Here is a 25,727-nt window from a genome sequence, read left to right as displayed (position 1 = left end):
TGGTGTCGCGCTACGGCCGGGCGCGGGCGGCCCGTTCGGCCAGGATGCGCTCGATGACGAGGGCGACGCCGTCCTCGTTGTTGGCGACCGTACGGCCCGACGCGGCCGCGATCACATCCGGATGGGCGTTGCCCATCGCGTACGAGGTGCCCGCCCAGGTGAGCATCTCCACGTCGTTCGGCATGTCTCCGAAGGCGACCACCTCGGCCGGCGAGATACCGCGCTCCTCGCAGCACAGCGCCAGGGTGCTGGCCTTGGAGACATCCGGACCGCTGATCTCCAGCAGGGAGGTCGGGCTGGAGCGGGTGATCGAGGCGTACGCGCCGGCGGTGGAGCGGGCCAGCGCCAGGAACTCGTCCGGAGCCAGCTCGGCGTGGTGGGCGAGCACCTTGAGGACGGGCGCCGAGTCGTCGTCCCTGGCCTCGTCGAGCAGCTGCTCGGCGGTGGCGACGTTGGCACCCGGGTCCTGGAAGAAGGGCGGGTAGGCCGGCTCGTAATTGATGCCGGTGGTCAGTTCCACGGCGAAGGAGGTGCCGGGGGCGGCGGCCCGCAGGGCCTCCACCACCTTGAGCGCCGTGATCCGGGGCAGCGGCCTGACCTGTACGAACTCCCGGCCGGTGGGGACCGGACCGATGGCGTGCAGATCGACGACGGCGGCGCCGTTCGCGCAGATCGCGAGGCCGTGGCCCTGTACGTGGTCGCTGACCACGCCCATCCAGCGGGCCGGCCGTCCGGTCACGAAGAACACCGCGATGCCCGCCTCCTCGGCGGCGGCGAGTGCGGCGACCGTGCGGCTCGAGACGGTTTTGTCGTCGCGCAGCAGGGTGCCGTCGAGATCGGTGGCGATGAGCCGGGGGATGGGGGTGGGCCGGGAGGTGGGGGTGGGCCCGTCCGGGCGCTGGGGAGCCGAGGTCACGCGTCCATCTTCGCGCATGCCGCCGGGGCGATGTTTCACGTGAAACACGGCTCATGCCTCAGGGGGCCGGGGGGCGATGTTTCACGTGAAACATCGCCACATGGTTGTCAGTGGTGGGTGGAAGGATTTCCTCGCCGGTTCCGACGACGTCACACGGGGGGCGCCGTGCTCATCCCTTCAGCCCGGAAGTCGGACTGTGACGCCTGCGGCGGCCCGCACGCGAAGTGGGTCGCGAGCCTCTGGATGGCGCTCTGCGCGGTCTGTGAACGGGTGGGCGCCGCCCGTCCGGAGCGCGAACCGGTCCGGGTGGGCGAGATCCTGGCCGGCGATGCGTACGCCCGGTTCCGCTCGTGCCGTGGCGAGGGCGCACCCGGTGCGCGGCGTGACGAGAGCCCGGGCGGCGGTCGTGGGCTCGGGGCATGACTCTGCGCCTGAGCACCGTGATCCTTCCCGTCCACCGCTGGCACGAAGGCGGACGCGACCGCTGGCAGCGGGCCGAGGAACTGGGGTTCCACGCCGCTTACACCTACGACCACCTGTCCTGGCGGACCTTCCGGGACGGGCCGTGGTTCGGCGCGCTGCCGACGCTCACGGCCGCCGCGACGGCAACGGAGCGCCTGCGTCTGGGCACCCTCGTCACGTCAGTCAACCCTCGTTCGCCTATCGCATGTTGACCTGCGAAAGCGCTTGTTGAGATCGGCTGGGCCTCGTCCTGGCTCAGATCGCGATGAGCCGGACTCGGCTGCCACAGAGTTTGGCCATGTCGTCGACGTCCGAGGTGAGCATCGCCACGGGTCCCGGCCGGCGGAGCGCCATCTCGGCGACGGTCGCATCGATCGCATACTTGTGGCCGTGCAGGCTGGCCTGCTTCAGCAACTCGGCCGACGCTCGTGCGGCCTGCTCGGTGACCGCCTCGATCTTGACCTGCGAGAGCACCCAGTTCAGCCGTGGGGTGTTCACCCGTGCGTGCACGACCTCCACGATGGTGTTGGCGCAGACCACCAGATCGGCTGCCATGGAGTGGAAGGACCGGATCATCGCGAGCACGCTGCGGTCCTGCGAGATCCAGGCGGATACTCCCTGGGAGTCCAGTACGACGGTCTCAACGCGCCCGCTCACGCGGCGTTCGCCGTGCTCTCAGGTTCGGCCGAGCCGAAGATCCTTGCCTGTGCGGCAGCAAGCTCCTCCTCAGTGAACGCGCCGTGCTCCTCCTCGTAGCGGCGCAGTTCCTCGCCGAGCAACTGGTGCCGGATCTGGCGGGCCACCGCCTCTGCCACGTACCCGGAGACGTTGTCCGTGAGCTTCTTCAGCTCCGCCACCTGCTCAGTGGGCAGGGTGACCGTGATGCGGGTCGTATCAGCCATAGATGCAGCATACTGCGGTATGCGTGTCGGCCGTCGGGGCTTCCGCGCACAGGCTCTCAGCGCCGCGCGCCACGGAGCAGCTCACCCAGACGGTCGCCGATCACGGAGACACCAGGGCGCGGCTCGTTCTCGTAGTACCAGGGCTTGCGTCGGCGCAGCAGCGTCTCACCGTGCTCGCTCCAGGTGAATCCGGGCTTCCGCAGGAGCTTTCGGAACACCAGGTCAGCGGTCGCCGGGTGGGCGGCGGCCAGTCGGCGGATCGGCAGCGGCGCGATCGACTCCTCGCGCAGGTACGTGCGCAGCAGGTCCTGGTGCTGCCCGCGACCCGCGAGGGCCGGGTCAGTGAAGAGGTCCCGCAGCATCCCGTAGTCCGAGTAGAAGTTGAGCCCGTCGACCTGGTCATAGATGACACCGATGGTGTCCGAGTCCGCCAGTTCTCGCGGCAGTTCGAAGAAGGGCAGGTCCAGGCCGGGGAGCCGCCGGCCCCGGGCACGGCCGGGCTGTCCGGCGACGGCGGCCTCCTGGCGGTGGCGGTAGTAGGCGTTGAGGCGGTCCTCGGCTTCGGCAGGCCGAAGGACCAGTTCGTCGCTGCCGCAGAACGTGACGAAGGCGGCCCGGTCCTCCCGCATCCGCTGCCATCCCTGCTCGATCTTCTCGGGGTTACGGAAGACCAGCTCGGGTTGGCTGGTGGCCAGTTCGAGCGCCGCCTGGGCGATCTCGGTGGCGCTGGACTTGGGGTAGCTCGACATCGCCCCGGATACCAGCCACGCCCCGTCGGCCGAGTGGACGGGTACCAGGCAAGTGTGGAGGAATGCTCCCTTGGACACTCCACGGAACGCCGCCCGCCCGACATTCGAGTACGTGCGGTACTCCAGGTCGTCGACCAGGTTCAACAGGACGACGGCATCCCCCTTCTTGCGCTGTATCTCGAAGATGCCCTCGACCGGGTCTCGCCAGCCGAGCAGCATCTCCCGGTCGACCGCGGTCAAGTCCCTCCGTCCGGCGACGAACCGGTCCACCACGGTCGAACCGTCCGGCAGGCGGTACCGCAGGATGAAGTGGTCGGTGATACGGATCGCCGCGCCCTCATCCAACTGCCGCTCTGGCCCCGCGGCCTCCAGCAGGAGGGGCGTCAACCACCGGTCGAAGCGGGCGCTCTGCGCGAAGGCGACCAGCTGCCCTTTCAACTCGGCACTGCGCTCGATGAGGTCGGTCAGCGACGGTCCTACGGCGCCCTGATGCGTGCCCTGTGCGGCGTTGGCCACGTTCAGCCTTTCCATACAAGCCGGTTCCGTGTGAACTGTGCGGTGCCCTGCCTCAACCGGCCCAGTGGCGGTATGCCTCGATCCACTCCGCGCCCTCGGGCGCCGGGGTGGGCAACGGCAGCTCCAGGATTCCGATCGACTGCCGCATGCCGCCGCGAGAGCACAGGGCGATGATCCGGCCGTCTGGCGTGAGGTCGATGCCGCGCACGGTTACCTCGACGCCGAGAACCGCAGTGGTGAAGGGCAGGCCGAGGTGCTCCTCAAGCATGGTGAACAGACCGGTCAGCTGCTCGTCCTCGTTGTAGGCATCAACAATCGCCTCGTCGATCAGGGCTTCGAGTTCGGCCTTACCCAGCGTGCCCATGGGGCCACGGTAGCGGCCTCCATCGCGATGCCGGCGTGGCTTCCTGAATCTGTTCCGCTGGCACATCCGTGGCAGCGGAAAGCCCGCGTATCTTCTAGGGCATGCGTCTGAGCACGGTGATCCTCCCCATCCACCGGTGGGGCGAAGGACAGAAGATCTGGCGGCGGGCCGAAGAACTCGGGTTCCACGCCGCATACACGTACGACCACCTGTCGTGGCGGTCGTTCCGGGACGGGCCTTGGTTCGGCGCGATCCCCACGCTCACGGCCGCGGCGACGGTGACGCAGCGTATGCGCTTGGGCACCCTCGTCACGTCTCCGAACTTCCGTCATCCGGTGACGCTGGCCAAGGACCTCATGTCCCTCGATGACATCTCGGGCGGCCGGATCACCCTCGGCATCGGCGCCGGAGGCAACGGCTTCGACGCCACCGCGCTGGGCCAGGACGCGTGGACTCCGAAGGAGCGGGCCGACCGTTTCGGTGAGTTCCTGCCGCTGCTCGACCGGCTGCTCACCGAGGCGGACGTCTCGCAGGAGGGCACCTACTACTCGGCCGTGGAGGCCCGCAACATCCCCGGCTGCGCCCAGCGGCCCAGGCTGCCCTTCGCCGTCGCCGCGACCGGCCCGCGCGGTCTGAAGCTCGCCGCGCGGTACGGGCAGGCGTGGGTGACCACGGGTGACCCGAAGATCTTCGAAGAAGGCACCCCGGAGGACTCGGTGGAGGCCCTGCGAGGTCAGATCACCAAGCTCGGCAAGGCCTGCGCGGACACCGGCCGGGACATGGCCGAGCTGGACAAGGTCCTGCTCACGGGCTTCACCCCGGACCGGGGGCGCCCGCTGGAGTCCGTGGACGCCTTCGTCGACTTCGCCGGCCGCCACCAGGAGCTCGGCTTCACGGAGCTGGTGATCCACTGGCCGATCCCGGAGTCCGACTTCGCCGCCGACCAGGGGGTCTTCGAGCGGATCGCCACCGAGGGGCTCGCCCAGCTGGGCTGACCGGACCCGCGGGGGAGGTCCTCGGCGCTGCCGCCCGCGCTGCCCCGCCTGACGAAGAGGGGCAGCGCGGGAGTGCGTCAGGACGAGGCGCGCAGCAGGTGGTCCCGGGCGCGTTCGGCTTCCCGCAGCAGCCACTCCGGCGCCGTGCCCTCGGGCAGCGCCCGCACCTCGTCCATCAGCGCCTGGAACCGGGCGGCGCCGGCTTCGGGCCGGCCCAGCTCGCGCTCGGTCCAGGCGGCGTTGTTCACGCAGTGGTACCGGGCCTCCAGATGGTCCGGACCCAGCTCGGCCTGGAGGGCGGCGGCCCGGTTCCAGAGCGCGACCTCCTCCAGCTGCAGTGCCTCCAGCTCCGCCGCGCCGAGCGGCTCGGCGGGACCCGGGGCCCCGGCCGCGCCCTCCTCCTCATCGAAGTCGTCCTCGTCCGCGGAGACCCGCCGGTCGAGGATCTGGGCCAGCTGGTTCCAGGTCTCGGCGAGCTCGGCCCGCGTCTCGATCGCGTCCGGAGCCTCGGCCACGGCGGCACTCAGCACCTCCACGGCCTCGTCCATCCGCACCCGGGCCCGCGCCACCGCCGCGTCGGTGACCTTCTCGCGCAGCCCCAGCCAGGCCAGCGACCGCAGGATCCGGACCTCGGCGACCGGCGCGTCCTTCGCGCGCCGGTGCAGGTCGAGGGCCTGCTCGTAGGCGGCGACCGCCTCCGGCACCAGCCGCGCCTCGGAGAGCCGGTTGGCCGCCGCCTGGGCGAAGCGCGCCTGTGGACGCGGGTCCTCCCAGTCCTTGGTCACCTCCGCCGCCAGCAGGTACTGCTCCGCCGAGCCCCGGGCGTCCCTCAGGTCGCGCAGCAGATCGCCGAGGAACTCCCGTACGGAGACGGCCTGGCCCTCGCCGTGCTCCAGCAGGTCGGGCAGTGTCGACTGCAGCACCTCGGCCGCCTCGGCCGTGCGGCCCTCCCGGGCGTGGCAGCGGGCGAGCAGCAGCCGGGCCTGGGCCCCGCCGTCGGCGGTGAGACCGGCCTGGTCGAACCAGTGCGCCCCTTCCAGGGCGTGCCCGGCGGCCTCCGCGTCGGCCCCGCCCCGGCGCAGCAGGATGTCGGCCAGGGTGAGGCGTACGACGCCCTGCGTCTCGGGGTCGGTGGTCTCGGCGGCATGCGCCAGCCCCGCGCGCGCCGCCTCCTCGGCCTCCTCGGGGCGGTCCAGCGACATCAGGATTCCGGCCCGCAGCACCAGCGGGTCCACGGCCAGCCAGGGCCGGCCCGCCGCGAGCGCCCGGTCGGTGCAGGTGGCGAGCAGGGCCACGGCCCGCTCCGGATCGCCCTGCGAGAGCGCGAGCCGGCCCAGCATCTCCTCGGCCTCCGCCGCGACGTCCGGCAGGGCGGGCCCGTAGGCGTCGGCGAAGGCGCGGAGCTCGGCGGCCAGTTCGCCGTGCCCGTGCCCCTGTCCCCCGTCGTGCCCGTGTCCGTGGTCGTGTCCGTGGTCATGTCCGTGCTCGTGTTCCCCGGCCGCCTCGACCGAGCGCAGGTAGGACTCCACCCGGATCGAGGTCAGTTCCGCGTAGGCGATCCGCCGGGTCCGCAGCGGCTCGTCCGCGTCCAGCGCCTCGGCGGCGCGCAGGGCGACCGCGATCAGCTCGCGCAGCTCCCCCGCACCGGCCCCGGACTGCGCGGCCACGGTCGCGAGCCGCAGCTCGGCCAGGGCCGCGCGCTCGGCCCGCCCGAGCTCCCGGTAGTCCTCGCGTACGCCGGCCAGCAGTTCCGCGGCCTCGGCGGCCCCGGCCCGTGCTGCCGCCAGGGCCCGGTGGTCCGCCACATCGGCGGCGACCAGCGGGTCCGCCCCGGCCTCGGGGCGTGCGGCCACCTCGGCCCACAGCGCGTCCGCACCGGGGTGTCCGAGATCCCGCGCCGCGCGGGCCCGCTCCACCAGCTCCGCGAAGCCCCCGCCCGAGGCCGGGGCCGGCGCCGCCGCTTCCCGTACGGGGGCGGACGCCGCCTGGGGCAGCGCCGAGCTGCGCACGCCCAGCGGCAGGGTGTCCAGCAGCGGGGCCCGGCCGATGCGTTCGACGAGCCGGTCGCCGACGCGGGTGGTGCCGTTGCGCTCGTCGAAGCGCCGGGCGATCGCCAGGGCGTCCTCGCGCAGGATCCCGTGGAGCTCGTCCACCGTGCGCGCGGCGCCCTCGTAGGAGACGGACAGGTCCGCCCCGTGCCCGAGTTCGCCGAGGCGGCGCAGCAGCACGAGGATGCCGCCGTAGAACCGCATCTGCGCCTCGACGTCGACGAGCGGTCCCAGGTGGGCGCTGTGCTCGGCGAGGATCTCCAGCCCGCGGGCCTCGTTGCCGGTCAGCGCGCAGAACTCGATGTGCTCACCGATGGATCGCAGCAGGCTCTCGTTGCCCCGCGCCATGCGGTAGCCCCGCAGGTGGTGGGCGCGGGCCTCGGCGCCTCGGCCGAGCCGGACCAGGGGGAGCAGGGAGCGGGCGAGCACCCGGTGGGGCTCCTCGAGGCAGCTCTGCTTGCCCGCCAGCACGGGCTCCCAGATGGCGACGGCCTTCGCGTCGTCGTCGCGGCCCGCCCAGAACCAGCCCTGGGAGTTGGTCTCGCAGGCGTGGCAGTCGCTCATCGCGTCGCGGTCGGCGGACTGCCAGCGGTTGACGGCCCGCTCCGCCCGCTCGTCGTCGCCGGTGGCCTCGGCGAGGTAGAACTCGGACTGGCGCACCGCGCGCTCGCTGTATCCGGCGAGCCGGTAGCGCCGCTCCATGTCCTCCAGCCAGCCGGTGACCGAGGACAGGGGGATCTCGGGGGAGCTGACGAGCTGGCCGGCCACCCATTTGAACCGCCAGAACAACGAGTGGGCCTGGCCACTGTCGAAGCCGCCCGGGTCGCGGTCGTACTCCTGGAGCAGGCGGGCGAAGGGGACCACCATGCGGGTCCGCTCGGAGCTGTACTCGTAGGCGTCGATCTGGTTGAGCAGTGTCTGGCGGAACAGACCGCTGTCGCCGCAGGCTTCGGCGGCGTTGGCCAGGGCCTCCGCCTGCGCGCTGCGCGCGGGTCCGTTGGGCAGGCACTGGTTGTCGTAGAGCGCCTGGCGGACTTCGGCCGCGGTCATCGTGCTCACTTCTGGTCCTCCTGGGTGTCTGCGGGGTGCGTGGCCCATTCCAGGAGCCCGAGGAAGGCCCGGTTGAGCAGGGTGGCGTCGGCGGGGCGCAGTGGCCGCTGGGACATCAGCAGGGCCTGCCCGTACAGCGATTCGACGGCGGTGGCGGTCAGTGCCTCGTCGGGGAGGGCGGCGATCCGGCGGATCAGCGGGTTGTTGTGGTTGAGGACCAGGCGGGCGCGTGGCGCGGAGCCGCGCAGCGCGCCGAGGATTCCGCTCCACAGCGAGTCGGCGCTGTCGAGGGCGGCGGTGCGGTCGCGTTCCTGACGGGCCTGGCGGTCGTCGAGGTAGAGCGCGGGGATGGAGACGGGCTGGAAGGCGCGCAGCACGACGTCGCAGCTCTGGGGTTCCAGCCGGGTGCGGGCGGTAGCCAGGAAGGGGGCCAGGGACAGTTCGGCGGAGGTGGGGACCGGGTCGAGGCGTTCGGTGACGGCTCCCGCGTCGAGCTCGCTGACCTTGATCTGCGGCCGTACGGCGGGCAGCAGGGCCAGCAGGTCCGCGTCGTAGGTGTAGCCGGCGTTGATGACGCCGAGGCCGTGGGCCGCCGCGATCGGGGCGATCTGGCGGAACTCCTCCACCGTGCGCGTGAAGTGGATCTCGGTGTGCGCGGCGGCGAACTCCTCCAGGCTCATCGAACCGTCGCTGGTCTCGAACGGCAGCCAGGGCAGCATCAGGCCGAGCAGCTCGGAGTCGTGCCGGGCCAGCGATTTCACCCCGAGGTGGTGGACGCTCAGGAAGGCGGCCAGGCGCTCCGGTTCGCTCGCGGCGAGCTCGGCGAGCCAGGCGCGGACGCGGGCGCCGAGGGCCTCGCGTACGGCGGCCAGGGTCTCGTCGTCGTAGAGGTTCTCGCGGGAGGCGGTGGGCCGCAGCGTGTCGGTGTCGATGACTGCGCGGACGAAGAACGCCCAGTCGGGCAGCAGGTTGTCGGCCTTGTCGGTCAGCAGCATGCCCTTGAGGTGGACGCGGTGTCCGGACCGGTGGGCGGGGCTGGTGGGCTCGGGCAGGACGTACGCGACTCCGCGTACGCCGGCCACGGGCAGGTCGAGCTCGATGCTGTCGAGCGGGGTGAAGCCGAAGAGCCCCGCGCAGTGCCCGGCGAGCGCGACGCGGCGGGCCGCGGGGGTCGGGAACGCCCGGTCCCATACGGCGGGCCGGTCGGTGACCGGGCGCGGCTCGGCGCCGGAGCCGTCGTCGAAGGTGATGTCGTAGGGGAGGAGCGAGCCGTAGTCACGGGCCAGCTGCTCGACCTTGGCCGGGACCATCCATTCCTCGGCGCCCGGCCGGGCCTCCAGGATGACGGTCGTACCGGGCTCCGGGCGGGCGTCGGCGGGTAGTTCGCGGACGGTGTACGAGCCGTCGTCCGTGGCCAGCCATTCGACGGGGGCGGCCTGGGGGTCGCGGGCGGAGCGGGTGACGACGCGGATCCGGCGGGCGACGACGAAGCAGGCGAGCAGGCCGATGCCGAACTGGCCCAGGAATTCCTGGCGGGTGGTCTCCACACCGTGCTCGCCGCCCCGCTTGGAGCTGCGGCCGATGGTGGCGAGGAGGGAGTGGGCCTCGGCGGCGGTCAGGCCGATGCCGCTGTCCTCGATGGTCACCCGGTTCGCGGTGGCCGACAGGCGGATGCCGATCTCGGCAGCGGGGTCCAGGGCGTGGCGGGCGGTGACCGCGTCGACGGCGTTCTGGAGCAGCTCGCGGACGTAGACGCGCGGGCTGGAGTAGAGGTGGTGGGAGAGCAGGTCGACCAGGCCGCGCAGATCGACCTGGAAGGTGTTCGGGTTGGGTTCTTCGGACGTCATGGTGCGTCACCTCGCGTGCTGGTGGGTCTTGTTCGGCGACCGCGAGGCACCCCCCTCACAGATCCCGGAGTGAGGAACAGAGTAGGGGGATGATCTGACAATCCCTCTGTGAATTCCCGGGCTTTCCGCGGCCTTCCGCGGCTTTCCGAGCTATTGGAACCGCAGGAATTGCGGCGGCACGGAGTCCACCAGCCACACCCCGTTGGCGCTGATCCGGAAGACGTGTCCGGCGGCGCGCATCGCCCCTGCGTCCACGGCGAGGACGATCGGCCGACCGCGCCGCGCGCCCACACGGGTCGCGGTCTCCCGGTCGGGGGACAGGTGGACGTGGTGGCGGGCCATCGGGCGCAGCCCCTCGGCGCGGATCGCGTCCAGGGCGCCCGCGACGGTGCCGTGGTAGAGGTGCGCGGGCGGTTCGGCCTCCGGCAGGCCCAGGTCCACGGGGACGGTGTGGCCCTGGCTGGCCCGGATCCGGGTGCCGTCGACGGCGAAGCGCTGTTTGTCGTTGGCGGCGACGACGTGGTCGAGCTCGGCCCGGCTGATGGGGAAACCGTGGGCGGCCGCGGCTCCCAGCAGGTCGTCGATCTCGACCCAGCCCTGTGGATCGAGCACCAGTCCGATGCGTTCCGGCTGATGCCGCAGGTGTTTCGAGACGTATTTGGACACCTTCACGGTGCGTCTGTCGTCCATCCGCCCAGAGTGCCGCGTCGGCGGGGGCCGGCGCAGGGATTTTCGACCGTCCCTCCGAACGTGGACTCCCTCTATCGCGTTTCCAAGATACGGAATACATTTTCCGCTGAGCTGAGACCCAAGGGGGAAGAAAGTATGACAAATGGTGCGTCTTTGTCACGTCGCGCGGCCGCCGAGCTCATAGGTACCGCCGCGCTGCTCGTGGTGGTGATCGGATCCGGAATCCAGGCCGCCGCCCTCACCGCCGACATCGGCGTCGCCCTCGTCGCCAACTCGTTCGCCTCCGCCATCGGGCTCGGGCTGATCATCACGCTCTTCGGGCCGCTCTCCGGCGCCCACCTCAACCCGGTGGTCACCCTCACCGCCTGGTGGGGCCGGCGCACCGGCGGCGAAGGGCTCGACGGGCGGGAGGCCCTGGTCTACGCCGTGGCCCAGACCGCGGGGGCCGTAGGCGGCGCCGTCCTCGCGGAGGCGATGTTCGGCCGCGTCCCGGGCACCTTCTCCACCCAGGTCCGCGACGGCGGGCACCTGCTCGTCGGGGAGGTCGTGGCCACGGCCGGGCTGGTCCTCGTGATCCAGGGCCTCGGTCGCATCGGCCGTCCGAAGCTGATCCCGGCCGCGGTCGCCGCGTACATCGCCGCCGCGATCTGGTTCACCTCCTCGGGCTCCTTCGCCAACCCGGCCGGCACCATCGGGCGCAGCTTCAGCGACTCCTTCACCGGCATCGCCCCGCAGTCGCTGCCGGGGTTCGTGGCCGCCCAGCTGCTCGGCGGGATCCTCGGCCTGATGCTCGCGGCCCTGCTCTACGGGAGCACCAGCCGGGCCGCCACGGGCAGCCCGGCGGCGAAGGGCGCGGTGGCGGACGTGGCCGACGCGATCGACACGACCGACGTGGCCCACGCGACCGACGCGACGGGACCGGCCCGCGCGATCGACGCGACCGGCCCGGGCAGCCCCGGCAGCCCGGCCGGGATCAGCCGTCCGGTGGCCGAAACCGGCCCGTCCGGTCCGGCGTACCAGGCTGTCGGATGACGTCCGAGGCGTAGTTCCCCACAGGGTGGACGGAGTTGTCCACAGCCCTTTGCGCCGGTTTCGGCGGCAAAAGCGCGATCCGCCCTGTGGACTACTGATCGAGCACTACCGGCCGCCCCGGCTCGCCAGATCGTTCATCGTCCGGGCCCGCAGCTCCCGCTCGGTGGCAGCCCGGACGAACTCCGCCACGTGCTCGGCCCCCACCAGTTCCTGCACCGCCCGCACGGTCTCGGCGGGCAGCGCCACCGTGGCCGGCCCCGGAGGCTGCGGGGTCCCGACGGCCCCGAGGTGCCGCTGCAGGTGCCGGGTCGCGAAGAGGCGCATCGCCCGCGCCAGTTCCGCGTCCACCGTCTGCTGCGCCAGTGGCCGCAGTCTGCGTACCATCGTCGCCGCCTCGGCCGCGTCCGAGTCCGTCGGCGGGACCGCGCCCAGGTAGCGGGCGAAGACGTGCTCCGTGGTGAACTCCAGGAAGCGCGAGGCGATGTGCTCCACCTGGCCGCGCAACTCCCGCAGGTGACCGGTGATCGCGGGCAGCGGGACGCCGGCGGCATACAGCTCGGCGGCCACCGCCAGCTCCTGCGGGGAGGGCACCAGGTACTGGTCCGGGCGCCCGGGGATCCGCTCCAGCACGCCCAGTTCGCAGGCCTCGCCGACCGCCTCGTCGTCGGGCTTGCCGCCGAACCGGTCGTTCAGCTCGTCCCGGCTGATCCGGGCCGCTTCCTCGTCCGTCCACGGCCCGTGCACCTCGGCGACGAGCCCGAGGACGCCGCCGAGCCCGCGGCCCGCGTCCCAGGCCTCCAGCAATTCCTTGATGGAGGCCAGGGTGTACCCGCGGTCCAGCAGGTCGGCGATCTGGCGCAGCCGCGCCAGATGCGTGTCCCGGTAGACGTTGGAGCGGCCCCGCCGCTCCGGCTTCGGCAGCAGACCGCGGTCCTGGTACGCCCGGATGGTGCGGACGGTCGCACCGCTGTGGTGCGCCAGATCCTCGATCCGGTACTCGGCTACTGCCTGATCGGACAATCCCGGCTCCCTACGACATGGCGGCTCGGCCGACCGCGCCCGCGGCGGACCGGGCGGCAGGCGAAGCCGCAAGGTACTCGACCGCCCTGCGCAGCGAGCCCTCCTGCGAGGGATGGTACGACCGCCGCAGGTAGCGGGGTATGGCCATGCCGAGCTCTCTCCAGGTGGGCAGCAGACCCTTGGCCACGGCCCGGTTGTGCTCGCGCAGCGAATAGCGCTGCAGACCGGGCAGTTCCGGGTCGTTGCGCAGGAGGTAGGAGGTCCCCCACACCCACAGCCAGGCCAGCACCGGGGCCACCACGACCATGCCCTCGATCCGGCGCGCGTAGCGGGGCAGCCCCGCGCCGCCGCAGTGCTGGTACATGTCGAAGGCGACGGAGCGGTGCTCCACCTCCTCCGCACCGTGCCAGCGCAGCAGATCGAGCATGATCTCGTCCGCGCCGGCCCGGTCCAGCCCCTCGGCGCCGAGCACCCAGTCCCCGAGGACCGCCGTGAACTGCTCGATCGCGGCGATCAGCGAGAGCCGGAAGCGCAGCCACTCCTGCGCCGTGATCGGAGCCCCGAAGGGCGGGGTCTCCCCCAGCAGCCTCTCGAAGAGGATGTCCACGTACTTCGTGTACGCCTCGGTGGGCAGCCGCTGTTCGGCGAGGTGGTCCAGGACGTAGGAGTGCTGCACGCTGTGCGTGGCCTCCTGGCCCATGAACCCCTTCACGGCCCTGCGCAGGGCCGGGTCGGTGACCAGCGGCAGGCCTTCCTTGAAGACCTTCACGAACCACCGCTCGCCGGCGGGCAGCAGCAGGTGCAGCACGTTGATGACGTGGGTGGCGGTGGGCTCGTCCGGTATCCAGTGCAGCGGGGTGGTCTTCCAGTCGAAGGCCACCCGCCGCGGCGCGATCGCGTACGGGGCCGCCCCGCTCACAGCCTGGGCTCCAGTTTCGCGAGCCGCCGCAGGGCGCCCGGGGCGAACCGGGACATCCACAGGGCGCCCTTGGACTCGGGAGTCACCGGGACCACTGCCTGGTTCTTCACCACGGCGAGCAGGATCGCGTCGGCGACCTTCTCCGGCGGGAAGTTGCGCAGCCCGTACAGCCGGGAGGACTTCTGCTGGCGGCGCTTCTCCTCGGCCTCGTCCACCCCGGCGAAGCGGGAAGTGGCGGTGATGTTGGTGTTGACGATGCCGGGGCAGATCGCCGAGACCCCGATCGACCGCGAAGCCAGCTCCGCGCGCAGGCACTCGCTCAGCATCAGCACCGCCGCCTTGGAGGTGCTGTAGGCGGGCAGCGTCTTGGACGGCAGGTAGGCGGCGGCGGAGGCGGTGTTGACGATGTGCCCGCCCTGGCCGCGCTCGGCCATCTGCTTGCCGAAGATCCGGCAGCCGTGGATGACCCCCCACAGGTTGACGTCGAGGACCTTCTTCCAGTCCTCGGCCGTCGTCTCAAGGAACGGGCCGGACAGGCCGATCCCGGCGTTGTTGACCAGGACGTCCACGATCCCGTACTCGGCGGCGACCTTCGCGCCGAGCTTCTCCATCGCCTGCTCGTCGCTGACGTCGACGCACTCGCCCCAGGCCTGCGGCGAGCCGACGAGGCGGGCCATGTCGGCGGTGCGGGCCGCGCCCTCGGCGTCCCGGTCCACGCACACCACGCGGGCGCCGGCCTCGGCGAACGCGAAGGCGGTGGCCCGCCCGATGCCGCTGGCGGCTCCGGTGACCAGGACGAGCTGGCCGCCGAACCGGTCGGCGTACCGGCCCGGGGCCTTCTGCTCGGGCACCCGAGTGGCGGGCTCCTCCCGGGAGGTGACGAACTCGGTGATCCACGCGGCCAGCTGGTCGGGCCGGGTCCGGGGCACCCAGTGCTTGGCCGGCAGGGTGCGCCGCACCAGGTCGGGGGCCCACAGCTCCAGCTCGTCGTAGAGCCGCTCGGACAGGAAGGCGTCCCCGGTGGGGGTGATCAGCTGGACCGGCACGTGCGCGTACGCGTCGGCACGCGGCCGGCGCAGCCGGGGCCGGATGTTGTCCCGGTAGAGCCAGGCGCCGTGCGCGGCGTCGGAGGGCAGCGAGGCCGTGGGGTAGTCCCCGGCCGGGACCTTCTCGATCCGCTGGAGGATCTTCGGCCACTGCTTGCCGAGCGGTCCGCGCCAGGCGAGCTCCGGCAGCACGGGCGTGTGCAGCATGTACACGTACCAGGACTTGGCGCCCTGGTTCAGCAGCTGGGCGGCCCGGCGCGGGGTGGGCCGCGCCATCCGCTTCTTGATCCAGTGCCCGAAGTGGTCGAGGGAGGGCCCCGACATCGAGGTGAAGGAGGCGATCCGGCCCTCGGTGCGGGCGACCGTCGCGAACTCCCAGCCCTGTACCGAGCCCCAGTCGTGGCCGACCAGGTGCACCGGGCGGTCCGGGCTGACGGCGTCCGCGACCGCGAGGAAGTCGTCGGTCAGCTTCTCGAGGGTGAAGCCGCCGCGCAGCGGGCGCGGGGCCGTGGAGCGCCCGTGGCCCCGTACGTCATAGAGCACGACGTGGAAGTGGGAGGCCAGGCGCTCGGCTACCTCCGACCAGACCTCCTTGCTGTCCGGGTACCCGTGCACGAGCACCACGGTCGGCCGCTGTGCGTCACCGAGCTCGACGACGCACAGTTCGACCCCGCCGGTGCTCACCCAGCGCTCGCGCGCGCCCGCCAGACCCGTGTCCGTCATCCCGCTCATGCCGCCTTCTCCTCAGCCCAGCGCCGCACGTGCGGCAGATCGTCGTCCAGCCAGTACGCGCTCTCCTCGGGGTCCCTGGAGTCGGTGACGACCAGGATCTCCTCGAACTTCGCGCCGGTGCCCCGGAAACCCAGGTGCGGTTCCACCGCCCACAGGCCGGCCCGCGGCGGGTGGTCGGAGAAGTGGTACGGGCTCCACAGCGGGGACCAGCCCTCGCGGTGGCCGTGCAGGGCGTCGGAGGCCAGGCCCTTCAGGGCCTGGGTGCCGAACCCGAACGCGGTCGGCGACCAGCGCCGCTCCTTGACCCGGTCTATCTTGTGCGCGATGACGCCGAAGGGGTAGGCTCGGTGCCGGTTGGCGTACCCCTGGCTGATCATCAGCCGCTCGACGTCCTCGTAGATGTCGCGCAGGGAGCGGCGCTCGCGCACCTGGTCCAGGATCAGCGCGCGGTGCGCCTTCAGGTCGGACATGAGCCGGTCCTGGACCGGATTGAGGCCGAGGCTGCCCGAGTACCCGATGTCGGCGGTGTAGCCCTTGTAGACCGGGGCCATGTCGAGGATGAAGGGCATCCCCGGCTCCAGGGCCCGGTTCGTCGGGAAGAACTGCAGGGGGATCCTGAAGTTCGTGAAGGCGGTGCGGTCGCCGAACCACGCGAACGGCATGTGGAACCAGTCCCGCACCCCGCGCTCGCGCAGCCACTCGCGCTGCATCCGCGCGGCCTCGCGCTCGGTGACACCGGGGCGCAGCTGCGCCGCGACGGCCTCCGCGCACTCGTAGGAGAGGCGCTGCACTTCCTTGAACCCGCGCAGTTCGGCGGAGAGTTCTGTCGTGCGTTGCTTGGTGTCCCCAGCCATGCCAGCCGTCCGTCCGTGTAGCCGTACGCGCCCGTAACTTGACACTGATGAATGTGACAATGACCGGAGATCACGTCAAGGCCCGTGCATGGACCTGTGGACAAACTTGTCCGGTGCGCGTCAGCCTTGAGTCAGCCTTCCGTCGGGGTCCGTAGTCCTGAAGGCGGAGGAAGGATCGAGCTCCAGGTCTGACGATCGGACCGCCCCGCGCCACTAACGTCGGTGACGTGACTGTCATCGCGACCGAAAGCCTGAGCAAGCGGTACCCCCGAGTGACCGCTCTCGACCGGCTCTCCCTGGACATCGGGCCCGGCGTAACCGGGCTCGTGGGCGCCAACGGGGCCGGCAAGTCCACGCTGATCAAGATTCTGCTGGGACTCTCCCCCGCCACCGAGGGCACCGCCGCCGTGCTCGGACTCGACGTCGCCACCCATGGCAGCGCGATCCGCGAGCGCGTCGGCTACATGCCCGAGCACGACTGCCTGCCGCCTGACGTCTCGGCCACCGAGTTCGTCGTGCACATGGCGCGCATGTCCGGGCTCCCGCCGACCGCTGCCCGCGAGCGCACCGCGGACACCCTGCGCCACGTGGGGCTGTACGAGGAGCGCTACCGCCCCATCGGCGGCTACTCCACCGGCATGAAGCAGCGGGTCAAGCTCGCCCAGGCGCTGGTCCACGACCCGCAACTGGTCCTCCTCGACGAGCCCACCAACGGACTCGACCCGGTCGGCCGCGATGAGATGCTGGGCCTGATCCGCCGCGTCTACACCGACTTCGGCATCTCGGTCCTGGTCACCTCCCACCTCCTCGGCGAGCTGGAGCGCACCTGCGACCACGTGGTGGTCGTCGACGGCGGCAAGCTGCTGCGCTCCAGCTCCACCAGCGACTTCACGCAGAGCACCGCGACCCTCGCGGTCGAGGTCACCGACTCCGACGCCCACCCGGACGGCACCGCCGCCCTGCGCAAGGCGCTCACCGAGGCGGGCGTCACGCTGCACGCGGCAGAGGAGGAGGGCCTGCCCGGGGCCGGCCACATCCTCCTCGTGGAGGCCACCGGCGAGGCGACGTACGACATCGTCCGCGACACCGTGGCCGACCTCGGTATCGGCCTGGTCCGCATGGAGCAGCGCCGCCACCACATCGCGGAGGTCTTCCGCGGCAGCGACCCGACGGCGGTCCAGGCCTCGGCCAGGTCCGCCGCCTGGGCGGCCACCCAGGCCACCGCCCTGTCCGCCACCCAGCAGAAGGGAGCCGGTTCCGATGGCGCCTGACACCTCGACCCAGATCCACAACATCGGCTACCGGTCCTACGACGGTCCCCGGCTCGGCCGCGCCTACGCCCGCAAGTCGCTGTTCGCGCAGTCCCTGCGCGGTGCCTACGGACTCGGCCGCTCGGCCAAGTCCAAGGTGCTGCCGATGCTGCTCTTCGCGGTGATGTGCGTCCCCGCGCTGATCCTCGTGGCGGTGGCCATCATGGTGCCCACCTACACCGACCTGCCGATCAAGTACACGACATACGCCCTGACCACCCAGGTGATCATCGGCCTCTACCTCGCGTCGCAGGCGCCCCAGTCGGTCTCGCGGGACCTGCGCTTCAAGACGGTGCCGCTCTACTTCTCGCGCCCGATCGAGCGCGTGGACTACGTCGTGGCCAAGTTCGCGGCCATGGCCTCGGCCCTCTTCATCCTCACCGCCACCCCGCTGGTGATCATGTACATCGGCTCGCTGCTCGCGAAGTTCGACTTCGGCGACCAGACCAAGGGATTCGGACAGGGACTGGTGTCGGTACTGCTGCTGTCGCTGCTCTTCTCCGGGCTGGGCCTGGTCATGGCCGCGCTCACCCCGCGCCGCGGCTTCGGCGTCGCCGCGATCATCGCCGTGCTCCTGATCCCCTACGGCGCCGTGTCCGCCGTGCAGGGCATCGCCTACAGCACCGGCTCGACCGGTGTCGTCGAGTGGCTGGGGCTGTTCTCCCCGATCAGCCTCATCGACGGATTCCAGGCCGCCTTCCTCGGCGCCACCTCCGCCTTCCCCGGCCAGGAGGCCCCCTCGGCCGCCGCCGGCTCCGTCTACCTGCTCGTCATCCTCGGCCTGATCGCCGGCTCCTACGCCGCCCTGATGGCCCGCTACCGGAAGGCCGGGCTGTGACCACCATCGACATCGACCACACCTCCCGCTGGTTCGGGAACGTCGTCGCCGTCAACGACGTGACCATGCGCATCGGTCCCGGCGTCACCGGCCTGCTGGGCCCCAACGGCGCGGGCAAGTCCACCCTCATCAACATGATGGGCGGCTTCCTCGCCCCCTCCACGGGCACCGTCACCATCGACGGCACCCCGATCTGGCGCAACGAGCAGGTCTACAAGCAGATCGGCGTCGTGCCCGAGCGCGAGGCCATGTACGACTTCCTCACGGGCCGGGAGTTCGTCGTCGCCAACGCCGAGCTGCACGGCCTCGACGACGTGGCCGCCCAGCGGGCCCTGGCCACGGTCGAGATGGAGTACGCGCAGGACCGCAAGATCTCCACGTACTCCAAGGGCATGCGCCAGCGCGTGAAGATGGCCTCCGCCCTGGTCCACGACCCGTCCGTGCTCCTGCTCGACGAGCCGTTCAACGGCATGGACCCGCGCCAGCGCATGCAGCTCATGGACCTGCTGCGGCGGATGGGCGACGAGGGCCGCACGGTGCTGTTCTCCTCGCACATCCTGGAGGAGGTCGAGCAGCTCGCCTCGCACATCGAGGTGGTCGTCGCCGGCCGGCACGCCGCCTCCGGAGACTTCCGCAAGATCCGCCGCCTGATGACGGACCGCCCGCACCGCTACCTCGTCCGCTCCTCCGACGACCGGGTGCTCGCCGCGGCCCTGATCGCCGACCCCTCCACCGCCGGGATCGAGGTCGACCTGAAGGAAGGCGCCCTGCGCATCCAGGCGGTCGACTTCGGGCGCTTCACCGAGCTGCTGCCGCGGGTCGCCCGCGAGCACGGCATCCGGCTGCTGACGGTCTCGCCCTCCGACGAGTCCCTCGAGTCGGTCTTCTCCTACCTCGTCGCGGCCTGAAGGAGCTGGCATCCATGTACAACCCCACTGTTGCCCGGCTCACCTACCGGGCCCTGCTCGGCCGCCGCCGCGCGCTGATCCTCTTCGCGCTGCCCGCCCTGCTGATCGTCATCTCCATCGCCGTCCGCGCCTTCACCGGCCTGGACGACAAGGTCGCCGCCGACCTCCTCGGCGGTTTCGCCCTCGCGACGATGGTCCCGCTGATCGGCGTCATCGCCGGCACCGGCGCCATCGGCCCGGAGATCGACGACGGCTCGATCGTCTACCTGCTCTCCAAGCCGGTGAAGCGTCCGACGATCATCATGACCAAACTGATCGTGGCGATCGCCGTCACCATGGTCTTCTCCGCGATCCCCACCCTGATCGCCGGCTTCATCCTCAACGGCAACGGCCAGCAGATCGCCGTCGCCTACACCGTCGCCGCCCTCATCGCCTCCGTCGCCTACAGCGCCCTGTTCCTGCTGCTGGGCACCGTCAGCCGGCACGCGGTCGTCTTCGGCCTGGTCTACGCGCTGATCTGGGAGTCGCTCTTCGGCAGCCTCGTCGACGGCGCCAAGACCCTCAGCGTCCAGCAGTGGGCGCTCGCCCTCGCGCAGAAGGTCGCCGGCGAGGGCTACGTCGACGCCACCGTCGGGCTGCCGACCGCGGTGATCCTGCTCGTCGCGGTCACCATCGGCGCCACCGTCTATGCCGGACAGAGGCTCCGCCGCCTCACGCTGGCGGGCGAGGAGTAGAGCCCGCGTCACCGGCACCCGCGCCGGATGTTTCACGTGAAACAGTGCCCCGCCCGGCCCACCGGCCAGGCGGGGCACAGGTTCGCGCGGCATCATCGGGGACATGATCGAGCACCCCGAGCCCGAGCCGTCCAGGCCAGTACGGTCCTGGATACGGTCCGCGCCCGGCACCCACGTCTGGATGCTCATCATCGCCCTGACCAGCGTGGTGGTCGTGATCGTGCCCGACCACCTCGAACACGTCCTGCTCCGCCGCAACAGCAGCAACATCCACGAGCTCGCCCGCCACCCGATACGGGCCCTGCTCAGCAGCGCGTTCTGGATTGAGAATCCGGCCTCGCTGCCCCTGTACGTCGTGCTCTTCGAGATCTTCCACGCCAATGTCGAACGCTGGCTCGGCACCCTGCGCTGGCTCTTCATCATCGCGACCGGCCACATCACCGCCACGCTGATCAGCCAGAAGCTGGTCCTGATGGCCATTGAGGACCACCGGGCCCCGCGCAGCATGGTCCACGTCGTCGACATCGGCGTCAGCTACGGGCTCGCGACCGCCATCGGAGTGGTGACCTACCGCCTCCCCGGCCCCTGGCGCTGGCTCTACCTGGCCGGGTCCGTGGCGTTCTTCGGGCTCCCCCTCGCCACCGGCGGCACCTTCACCGACCTCGGCCACGCCATCGCGCTCGCCGTCGGACTGCTCGCGTGGCCGCTGACCCGGCATCCGTACCCGCGCGCCGCCCGCGCGTGTTTCACGTGAAACACGATCAGGGGCGTTCCGGTCGCACCACCCCGTGCTCCCAGGCCCACGAAGCGATCCCCACCCTGTTGCGGACCTCCAGCTTCGCCTGGACATTGGCGATGTGCGTCTTCGCGGTCCCCGCGCTGATGAAGAGCTCGGCCCCGATCTCCGCGTTCGTGTGACCCTTCGCCACCAGCCGTACGATCTCCACCTCGCGCTCCGTCAGGGGATGCGCGCTGCGCGGCGGCGCGGTCCCCTGTTCCCCGGCCGCCCGGCTCAGCAGCCGCACCGTGAGCTGCGGGCTGATCAGGGTGTCCCCGGCCATGGCCGCCCGCACCCCCTCGATCAGCAGGGCCGGTCCGGACCGCTTCAGCAGGAAACCGCAGGCGCCGACGGCCAGCGCGGTGTGCACGTACTCGTCGAGGTCGAAGGTGGTCACCACCACGACCCGGGTCTCGGGCGCCAGCAGCCGGGTCACCTCCAGCCCGTCCAGCCGCGGCATCCGGATGTCCGTCAGCACCACGTCCGGCCGCAGTTCCCGGGCCAGCGCCACCGCGCTGCGCCCGTCGGCCGCCTCCCCCACCACGGTCATGTCGGGCTGCGAATCGAGGATCAGCCGGAAACCGCTGCGGATGTCCTCTTGGTCGTCGGCTATCAGGATGCGTGTGGTCACGCCGACATGATCACCCGGTGGGGCGCCCCACCGCCGGGAAGACCGCGGAAACCCGCCAGCCGCCGTCGGTGCCCGCCCCCGCCCGCAGCGTCCCGCCCGACGCCTCCACCCGCGCGCGCAGGCCGGCCAGTCCCGTACCGCCCCGGCGCCGGCGGCCCAGCAGCCCGCCCGGGCCGCGCCGGGCGCCGGAGTCGGCCACGCTGATCTCTATGCCCGCCCCGGCCCGCCGTACGGCGACCCGCACCGCGGCCGCCCCGGGCGCGTGCCGGCGTACGTTCGTCAAGGCCTCGACGGCCACCCGGTACGCCGTGGCGTCCGCCTCCCGTGACAGCTCCCCCACCGCCGCGGGGTCGGCGTCCAGCTCCCCGCCCTCGAACCGCTCCACCAGCTCAGGCAGCTCCGCCAGACCCGGCACCGGCGCCGTCGGCCCGCCCGCGGCCTCCCGCAGGGCGTGCACCGTCCGGTCCATGGAAGCCAGCGCGCTCAGCCCCGAGGCCTCGATCCGCTCCAGCGCGCGGACCGCCTGCCCGGGGTCCTGCGCGGCCACGAACCGGGCCGCCTGCGCCTGCACCACGATGGCGCTCACGTCGTGCGCCACGAAGTCGTGCAGATCCCGGGCCAACTCCAACTGCTGGTCGCGCCGCGCGTCCAGCACGGCCTGCCTGACCCGGCCCGCCTGGCGGCGCAGGTAGCCGCCGGCGGCCACCGCACCGAAGGCCGGCAGCGCCCAGAAGGCCGCCGCCCCGCCGATCTCCAGCCACGATCCGTCCTCCCACACCAGCGGGACCGGCCACAGCGTCACCGCTGCCACGCCCAGGGTGCCCGCGAGACTCCCGGACCGCACCGGGGACCAGCGGGCCACCAGGGCCAGCAGCGGCAGCAGTGCCGCCATCCCCGCCAGCGTCCAGGTCTCGGGCACGCGGGCGGCCGAACCGGTCAGGGACAGCAGGCCCGCCACGGCCAGGGCGGGGGCGTACAACGCGCTCGGTCTCAAGGTCACGCCCCGACCCTACGAGCGCCTCGCGCCCCCGGACATCTGCCGTTCGGCAGAGACCCGCCGACCCCGCCGCCTTCCCTGCCTGCTGATCGGCGGATGGTCTCGCGGCGCCCGCCGGACCAGGCTTTGAGGCATCACCAACCGCCTTCCGCAAGGGACTTGGACATGACCACGCTCACCGCCGCTCCGGCCCGTTCCACCGACCCCGCCGTCAGCCGCCCGATCCGCTGGGCCGCCCACGCGGCTGCACTCACCCTCGTCCCCAGCGGCCTGTGGAGGGTTGCCATCGCGGTCGGCATACCCGTCGGCTGGGGAGCCGGAAGCGGCCTGGAGGCCGACCTCTTCCCCGGGGTGTGGTCCTTCTACCTGGTGGCCCTCAGCGCCTTCGCCGAAGGCCTGGGCCTGCTCTCCCTCGGCCTCGTACAGCGCTGGGGCGAGGTGGTCCCGTGCTGGATCCCCCGGCTGGGCGGCCGCCGGATCCCACCGCTCGCGGCCGTCGTACCCGCCGCCCTGGGGGCAGCCGCCGTCACCCTGGTCACGGTCCCCGGTGCCTTCGCCTGGTCCGCCAACATGACGATGCCGGGAGCACCCACCGGGGCCGGCTGGTGGCTCATGACCGTCTGCTACGCCCCGCTGCTGCTGTGGGGCCCGCTGCTCGCGGTGGTGACCGCCGCCTACTGGCGCCGGCGCCGGCTCCACGGCTGAGTCACGGAAATTGACTGGTACGAGGCCTGCGGCAGGGGCAGAGTGAGTCGTGCGGGGAGCAACAAGAAGGTCCGGAACAGCCACTTCGAGCGCGCCTCGCGGCGCGGGCTGTTCCGGACCCTTCCCTGCGTCGAGTCCTCGGTTACGCGGCGCCCAGCAGACGTTCCAGCACCACCGCGATGCCGTCCTCCTCGTTGGAGGTCGTCACCTCGTCGGCCACCGCCTTGAGCTCCGCGTGGGCGTTGGCCATCGCCACGCCGTGCGCGGCCCAGCCGAACATCGGGATGTCGTTGGGCATGTCGCCGAAGGCGATCGTCTCCGCCGCCTTCACGCCCAGCCGGCGCGCGGCCAGCGAGAGGCCGGTGGCCTTGCTCAGCCCCAGCGGCAGTATCTCCACGACGCCCGGACCGGCCATGACGACGCCGACCAGGTTGCCCACGGTCTGCCGGGCCACCTGGACGAGGGCGTCCTCGTCCAGCTCCGGGTGCTGGATGTACAGCTTGTTCAGCGGAGCCGTCCACACATCGGCGGTGTCCTCCAGGTAGAGCGCCGGAAGCCCCTCCTGCACCTGGTAGCCGGGGCCGAACAGCACCTCGCCGTCGACGCCGTCACGGCTGGCGGCCAGCGCCAGCGGACCCACCTCGGCCTCGATCTTCTCCAGCGCGAGGGCGGCCAGCTTCCGGTCGAGCGTCACCGAGGTGAGCAGCCGGTGCGCTCCCGCGTCGTAGACCTGCGCGCCCTGTCCGCAGACCGCGATGCCCTTGTAGCCGAGGTCGTCGAGGACGTGCCGGGTCCACGGCACGGCACGGCCGGTGACGACGATGTGCGCCGCGCCCGCCGCCGTGGCCGCGACGAGCGCCTCACGGGTGCGTTCCGAGACGGTGTCGTCGCCGCGCAGCAGCGTGCCGTCGAGGTCGGTCGCGACGAGCTTGTACGGGAACGGGGCCGTGCTCACTTGGTGATCGGCTCCAGGACTTCGCGGCCGCCGAGGTAGGGACGGAGCACCGGGGGCACCCGGACCGTACCGTCGGCCTGCTGGTGGTTCTCCAGGATCGCGACGATCGTGCGCGGGACGGCGCACAGGGTGCCGTTCAGCGTGGACAGCGGCGCGGTCTTCTTGCCGTCGCGGTAGCGGATCGACAGGCGGCGGGCCTGGAAGCCGTCACAGTTGGAGGCGGAGGTGAGCTCGCGGTACTTGCCCTGGGTGGGGATCCACGCCTCGCAGTCGAACTTGCGGGAGGCGGAGGAGCCCAGGTCGCCGGTGGCGACGTCGATCACCTGGAACGGCAGCTCCAGGCTGGTCAGCCACTGCTTCTCCCACTCCAGGAGCCGCTGGTGCTCGGCCTCGGCCTCATCCGGCGCGACGTACGAGAACATCTCGACCTTGTCGAACTGGTGGACGCGGAAGATGCCGCGGGTGTCCTTGCCGTACGTGCCGGCCTCGCGGCGGAAGCACGGGGAGAAGCCGGCGTACCGCAGCGGCAGCTTGTCCGCGTCGATGATCTCGTCCATGTGGTACGCGGCGAGCGCTACCTCGGAGGTGCCGACCAGGTAGTAGTCGTCCTTCTCCAGGTGGTACACGTTCTCCGCGGCCTGGCCGAGGAAGCCGGTGCCCTCCATGGCGCGCGGGCGGACCAGCGCCGGGGTGAGCATCGGGACGAAGCCGGCCTCGGTGGCCTGGGCGATGGCCGCGTTGACGAGCGCGAGCTCCAGCAGGGCGCCGATGCCCGTGAGGTAGTAGAAGCGCGAGCCGGACACCTTGGCGCCGCGCTCGACGTCGATGGCGCCGAGGGACTCGCCGAGCTCCAGGTGGTCCTTGGGCTCGAAGCCCTCGGCGGCGAAGTCGCGGATGGTGCCGTGTGTCTCGAGGACGGTGAAGTCCTCCTCGCCGCCGACGGGCACATCGGTGTGGACGATGTTGCCGAGCTGCAGGAGCAGCTGCTTGGCGGCTTCGTCCGCCTCGTTCTGCTCGGCCTCGGCCGCCTTGACGTCCTGCTTGAGCTGGTCGGCCTTCTTCAGCAGCTCGGCCCGCTCCTCCGGAGAGGCCTTGGGGATGAGCTTGCCGAGCGACTTCTGCTCGTTGCGGAGTTCGTCGAATCGCATGCCGGAGGACCTGCGGCGCTCGTCGGCGGAGAGCAGGGCGTCGACGAGGGCGACGTCCTCTCCACGGGCGCGCTGCGAGGCGCGGACACGGTCAGGGTCTTCACGGAGCAGCCGGAGGTCAATCACCCCTCCAGGCTACCGGGCCGGGCTTCCTGGGATCACACCGATATCACGCTGCGTGTCACTATGTCCCAATTGCCGCGAATGGAAAACTTCTGCAAGGTGACCGGAAGTGGTCCTTCCTCCGGTGTCGATAAAGGCACCGCCATTCCGTGAAAGGGGGACCTGGCGGCACCGGCCGGGGAGCCCCTGAGCAGGGCCGGAGGGCGTTCCTTGTCCACAGGGATTTCCCCTGGACCCGGCTTATCCACAGGCTGTGCGCCGCATCTGTGGACACAGGAATAGATCAATCCCGGCGGTGGAGCGAGCGGGCTCAGTCAGGGTTCAAACCGGGCTCACACACTCATTCGGGTGGGAATGGCTCGCCCCAAAGAGTTGATCGTCGATGCGGGGGTGACGCCGTTCACCTCTCGCTCCCCAGCGCGAAACCTGTGCCACCCGACCGATTTGTCGACCTTGTC

Annotated in this window: 24 protein-coding genes and 1 pseudogene; 9 read left to right on the top strand and 16 right to left on the bottom strand. The window is 71.5% G+C overall.

Features of this window, described 5'->3' with window-relative positions; translation table 11 throughout:
• Window positions 1–10: 10 nt before the first annotated feature.
• Window positions 11–934 carry a Cof-type HAD-IIB family hydrolase gene (locus J7F03_RS29815; protein WP_214954906.1) on the bottom strand — a complete coding sequence of 308 codons (924 nt, stop codon included), beginning with the start codon at window positions 932–934 and terminating at the stop codon, window positions 11–13.
• Window positions 935–1,335: 401 nt separating this feature from the next.
• On the opposite strand from J7F03_RS29815, the pseudogene J7F03_RS29810 reads away from it, so the two are divergent.
• Window positions 1,336–1,581 (top strand): annotated as a pseudogene (locus tag J7F03_RS29810) (LLM class flavin-dependent oxidoreductase); the annotation flags it as partial.
• Between the two features lie 52 nt (window positions 1,582–1,633).
• Here the strand turns inward: J7F03_RS29810 and J7F03_RS29805 are convergent.
• The 4 genes from J7F03_RS29805 to J7F03_RS29790 are packed head-to-tail and all read right to left on the bottom strand — an operon-like array spanning window position 1,634 to window position 3,909.
• Window positions 1,634–2,035 carry a DNA-binding protein gene (locus tag J7F03_RS29805; RefSeq protein ID WP_214954902.1) on the bottom strand — a complete coding sequence of 134 codons (402 nt, stop codon included), beginning with the start codon at window positions 2,033–2,035 and terminating at the stop codon, window positions 1,634–1,636.
• Window positions 2,032–2,280: a type II toxin-antitoxin system CcdA family antitoxin gene (locus tag J7F03_RS29800; protein WP_214954900.1), complete on the bottom strand. Its 249-nt coding sequence runs from the start codon at window positions 2,278–2,280 to the stop codon at window positions 2,032–2,034. The genes J7F03_RS29805 and J7F03_RS29800 overlap by 4 nt, the downstream gene beginning before the upstream one ends.
• Window positions 2,281–2,336: 56 nt before the next feature.
• A complete protein-coding gene (locus J7F03_RS29795; protein ID WP_214954898.1) occupies window positions 2,337–3,560 on the bottom strand; it encodes a hypothetical protein in 1,224 nt (407 codons plus the stop codon).
• A 37-nt stretch (window positions 3,561–3,597) separates the two neighbouring features.
• On the bottom strand, window positions 3,598–3,909 hold the full coding sequence (locus J7F03_RS29790; RefSeq protein ID WP_214954896.1) for a calcium-binding protein: 312 nt from the start codon (window positions 3,907–3,909) through the stop codon (window positions 3,598–3,600).
• A gap of 101 nt (window positions 3,910–4,010) precedes the next feature.
• Between J7F03_RS29790 and J7F03_RS29785 the strand changes: the two genes are divergently transcribed.
• Entirely contained in the window at window positions 4,011–4,904 is an 894-nt protein-coding gene (locus J7F03_RS29785; protein WP_214954894.1) for an LLM class flavin-dependent oxidoreductase, read from the top strand.
• 77 nt (window positions 4,905–4,981) lie between these two features.
• Here J7F03_RS29785 and J7F03_RS29780 read toward each other — a convergent pair whose 3' ends face one another.
• The 3 genes from J7F03_RS29780 to J7F03_RS29770 form a co-directional block, all read right to left on the bottom strand.
• The gene (locus J7F03_RS29780; protein ID WP_214954893.1) at window positions 4,982–8,011 is read right to left on the bottom strand and encodes a tetratricopeptide repeat protein; all 3,030 of its coding nucleotides are present in this window, start codon (window positions 8,009–8,011) and stop codon (window positions 4,982–4,984) included.
• Window positions 8,008–9,849 carry an HSP90 family protein gene (locus J7F03_RS29775; RefSeq protein ID WP_214954891.1) on the bottom strand — a complete coding sequence of 614 codons (1,842 nt, stop codon included), beginning with the start codon at window positions 9,847–9,849 and terminating at the stop codon, window positions 8,008–8,010. Before J7F03_RS29775 ends, J7F03_RS29780 begins: the two co-directional genes overlap by 4 nt.
• A gap of 150 nt (window positions 9,850–9,999) precedes the next feature.
• Window positions 10,000–10,539 (bottom strand): RNA 2'-phosphotransferase, encoded by a 540-nt coding sequence (locus tag J7F03_RS29770; protein ID WP_214954889.1) that lies wholly within the window; start codon window positions 10,537–10,539, stop codon window positions 10,000–10,002.
• Between the two features lie 153 nt (window positions 10,540–10,692).
• On the opposite strand from J7F03_RS29770, the gene J7F03_RS29765 reads away from it, so the two are divergent.
• A complete protein-coding gene (locus J7F03_RS29765; protein WP_251072681.1) occupies window positions 10,693–11,571 on the top strand; it encodes an aquaporin in 879 nt (292 codons plus the stop codon).
• Window positions 11,572–11,676: 105 nt separating this feature from the next.
• Here the strand turns inward: J7F03_RS29765 and J7F03_RS29760 are convergent, their stop codons facing one another.
• The 4 genes from J7F03_RS29760 to J7F03_RS29745 are packed head-to-tail and all read right to left on the bottom strand — an operon-like array spanning window position 11,677 to window position 16,142.
• Window positions 11,677–12,591, bottom strand: coding sequence for a MerR family transcriptional regulator (locus J7F03_RS29760; RefSeq protein WP_214954887.1), 915 nt, complete (start codon window positions 12,589–12,591; stop codon window positions 11,677–11,679).
• 10 nt (window positions 12,592–12,601) lie between these two features.
• Window positions 12,602–13,510, bottom strand: coding sequence for a metal-dependent hydrolase (locus J7F03_RS29755; protein ID WP_214954885.1), 909 nt, complete (start codon window positions 13,508–13,510; stop codon window positions 12,602–12,604).
• The gene (locus J7F03_RS29750) at window positions 13,507–15,279 is read right to left on the bottom strand and encodes an SDR family oxidoreductase (RefSeq protein WP_214954939.1); all 1,773 of its coding nucleotides are present in this window, start codon (window positions 15,277–15,279) and stop codon (window positions 13,507–13,509) included. Before J7F03_RS29750 ends, J7F03_RS29755 begins: the two co-directional genes overlap by 4 nt.
• Window positions 15,280–15,284: 5 nt before the next feature.
• Entirely contained in the window at window positions 15,285–16,142 is an 858-nt protein-coding gene (locus J7F03_RS29745) for a M24 family metallopeptidase (RefSeq protein WP_214954883.1), read from the bottom strand.
• A 227-nt stretch (window positions 16,143–16,369) separates the two neighbouring features.
• On the opposite strand from J7F03_RS29745, the gene J7F03_RS29740 reads away from it, so the two are divergent.
• The 5 genes from J7F03_RS29740 to J7F03_RS29720 all read left to right on the top strand — a co-directional run bounded on the left by J7F03_RS29740 (window position 16,370) and on the right by J7F03_RS29720 (window position 20,686).
• Complete coding sequence (locus J7F03_RS29740) at window positions 16,370–17,413, top strand: ABC transporter ATP-binding protein (RefSeq protein ID WP_214954882.1); 1,044 nt, start codon at window positions 16,370–16,372, stop codon at window positions 17,411–17,413.
• Entirely contained in the window at window positions 17,403–18,290 is an 888-nt protein-coding gene (locus J7F03_RS29735; RefSeq protein WP_214954881.1) for an ABC transporter permease subunit, read from the top strand. The genes J7F03_RS29740 and J7F03_RS29735 overlap by 11 nt, the downstream gene beginning before the upstream one ends.
• Window positions 18,287–19,198, top strand: a complete 912-nt coding sequence (locus J7F03_RS29730; protein ID WP_214954880.1) for an ABC transporter ATP-binding protein — start codon at window positions 18,287–18,289, stop codon at window positions 19,196–19,198. The genes J7F03_RS29735 and J7F03_RS29730 overlap by 4 nt, the downstream gene beginning before the upstream one ends.
• A gap of 14 nt (window positions 19,199–19,212) precedes the next feature.
• Window positions 19,213–19,932: an ABC transporter permease gene (locus J7F03_RS29725; protein WP_214954879.1), complete on the top strand. Its 720-nt coding sequence runs from the start codon at window positions 19,213–19,215 to the stop codon at window positions 19,930–19,932.
• A 103-nt stretch (window positions 19,933–20,035) separates the two neighbouring features.
• On the top strand, window positions 20,036–20,686 hold the full coding sequence (locus J7F03_RS29720; protein ID WP_214954878.1) for a rhomboid-like protein: 651 nt from the start codon (window positions 20,036–20,038) through the stop codon (window positions 20,684–20,686).
• 7 nt (window positions 20,687–20,693) lie between these two features.
• Here J7F03_RS29720 and J7F03_RS29715 read toward each other — a convergent pair whose 3' ends face one another.
• Complete coding sequence (locus J7F03_RS29715; protein WP_214954877.1) at window positions 20,694–21,341, bottom strand: response regulator transcription factor; 648 nt, start codon at window positions 21,339–21,341, stop codon at window positions 20,694–20,696.
• Between the two features lie 10 nt (window positions 21,342–21,351).
• Window positions 21,352–22,341, bottom strand: a complete 990-nt coding sequence (locus J7F03_RS29710) for a histidine kinase (protein WP_214954875.1) — start codon at window positions 22,339–22,341, stop codon at window positions 21,352–21,354.
• A gap of 162 nt (window positions 22,342–22,503) precedes the next feature.
• Between J7F03_RS29710 and J7F03_RS29705 the strand changes: the two genes are divergently transcribed.
• A complete protein-coding gene (locus J7F03_RS29705) occupies window positions 22,504–23,043 on the top strand; it encodes a hypothetical protein (protein WP_214954873.1) in 540 nt (179 codons plus the stop codon).
• A 142-nt stretch (window positions 23,044–23,185) separates the two neighbouring features.
• Here J7F03_RS29705 and J7F03_RS29700 read toward each other — a convergent pair whose 3' ends face one another.
• Window positions 23,186–23,998 carry an HAD family hydrolase gene (locus tag J7F03_RS29700; RefSeq protein WP_214954871.1) on the bottom strand — a complete coding sequence of 271 codons (813 nt, stop codon included), beginning with the start codon at window positions 23,996–23,998 and terminating at the stop codon, window positions 23,186–23,188.
• Window positions 23,995–25,272 (bottom strand): serine--tRNA ligase, encoded by a 1,278-nt coding sequence (gene serS / locus J7F03_RS29695; RefSeq protein ID WP_214954869.1) that lies wholly within the window; start codon window positions 25,270–25,272, stop codon window positions 23,995–23,997. The genes J7F03_RS29700 and serS overlap by 4 nt, the downstream gene beginning before the upstream one ends.
• Between the last annotated feature and the right edge of the window lie 455 nt (window positions 25,273–25,727).

Source organism: Streptomyces sp. ISL-43, assembly GCF_018614195.1.
GTDB lineage: Bacteria > Actinomycetota > Actinomycetes > Streptomycetales > Streptomycetaceae > Streptomyces.
This window is presented reverse-complemented; position numbering and strand designations above follow the sequence as displayed.

Bases quoted from the DNA above. Each gene is read 5' to 3' on its own strand.
- J7F03_RS29815 (WP_214954906.1), bottom strand. From the start codon at position 934: ATGCGCGAAGATGGACGCGTGACCTCGGCTCCCCAGCGCCCGGACGGG.
- J7F03_RS29800 (WP_214954900.1), bottom strand. From the start codon at position 2,280: ATGGCTGATACGACCCGCATCACGGTCACCCTGCCCACTGAGCAGGTG.
- J7F03_RS29795 (WP_214954898.1), bottom strand. From the start codon at position 3,560: ATGGAAAGGCTGAACGTGGCCAACGCCGCACAGGGCACGCATCAGGGC.
- J7F03_RS29790 (WP_214954896.1), bottom strand. From the start codon at position 3,909: ATGGGCACGCTGGGTAAGGCCGAACTCGAAGCCCTGATCGACGAGGCG.
- J7F03_RS29785 (WP_214954894.1), top strand. From the start codon at position 4,011: ATGCGTCTGAGCACGGTGATCCTCCCCATCCACCGGTGGGGCGAAGGA.
- J7F03_RS29775 (WP_214954891.1), bottom strand. From the start codon at position 9,849: ATGACGTCCGAAGAACCCAACCCGAACACCTTCCAGGTCGATCTGCGC.
- J7F03_RS29770 (WP_214954889.1), bottom strand. From the start codon at position 10,539: ATGGACGACAGACGCACCGTGAAGGTGTCCAAATACGTCTCGAAACAC.
- J7F03_RS29750 (WP_214954939.1), bottom strand. From the start codon at position 15,279: ATGACGGACACGGGTCTGGCGGGCGCGCGCGAGCGCTGGGTGAGCACC.
- J7F03_RS29745 (WP_214954883.1), bottom strand. From the start codon at position 16,142: ATGGCTGGGGACACCAAGCAACGCACGACAGAACTCTCCGCCGAACTG.
- J7F03_RS29735 (WP_214954881.1), top strand. From the start codon at position 17,403: ATGGCGCCTGACACCTCGACCCAGATCCACAACATCGGCTACCGGTCC.
- J7F03_RS29725 (WP_214954879.1), top strand. From the start codon at position 19,213: ATGTACAACCCCACTGTTGCCCGGCTCACCTACCGGGCCCTGCTCGGC.
- J7F03_RS29720 (WP_214954878.1), top strand. From the start codon at position 20,036: ATGATCGAGCACCCCGAGCCCGAGCCGTCCAGGCCAGTACGGTCCTGG.
- J7F03_RS29705 (WP_214954873.1), top strand. From the start codon at position 22,504: ATGACCACGCTCACCGCCGCTCCGGCCCGTTCCACCGACCCCGCCGTC.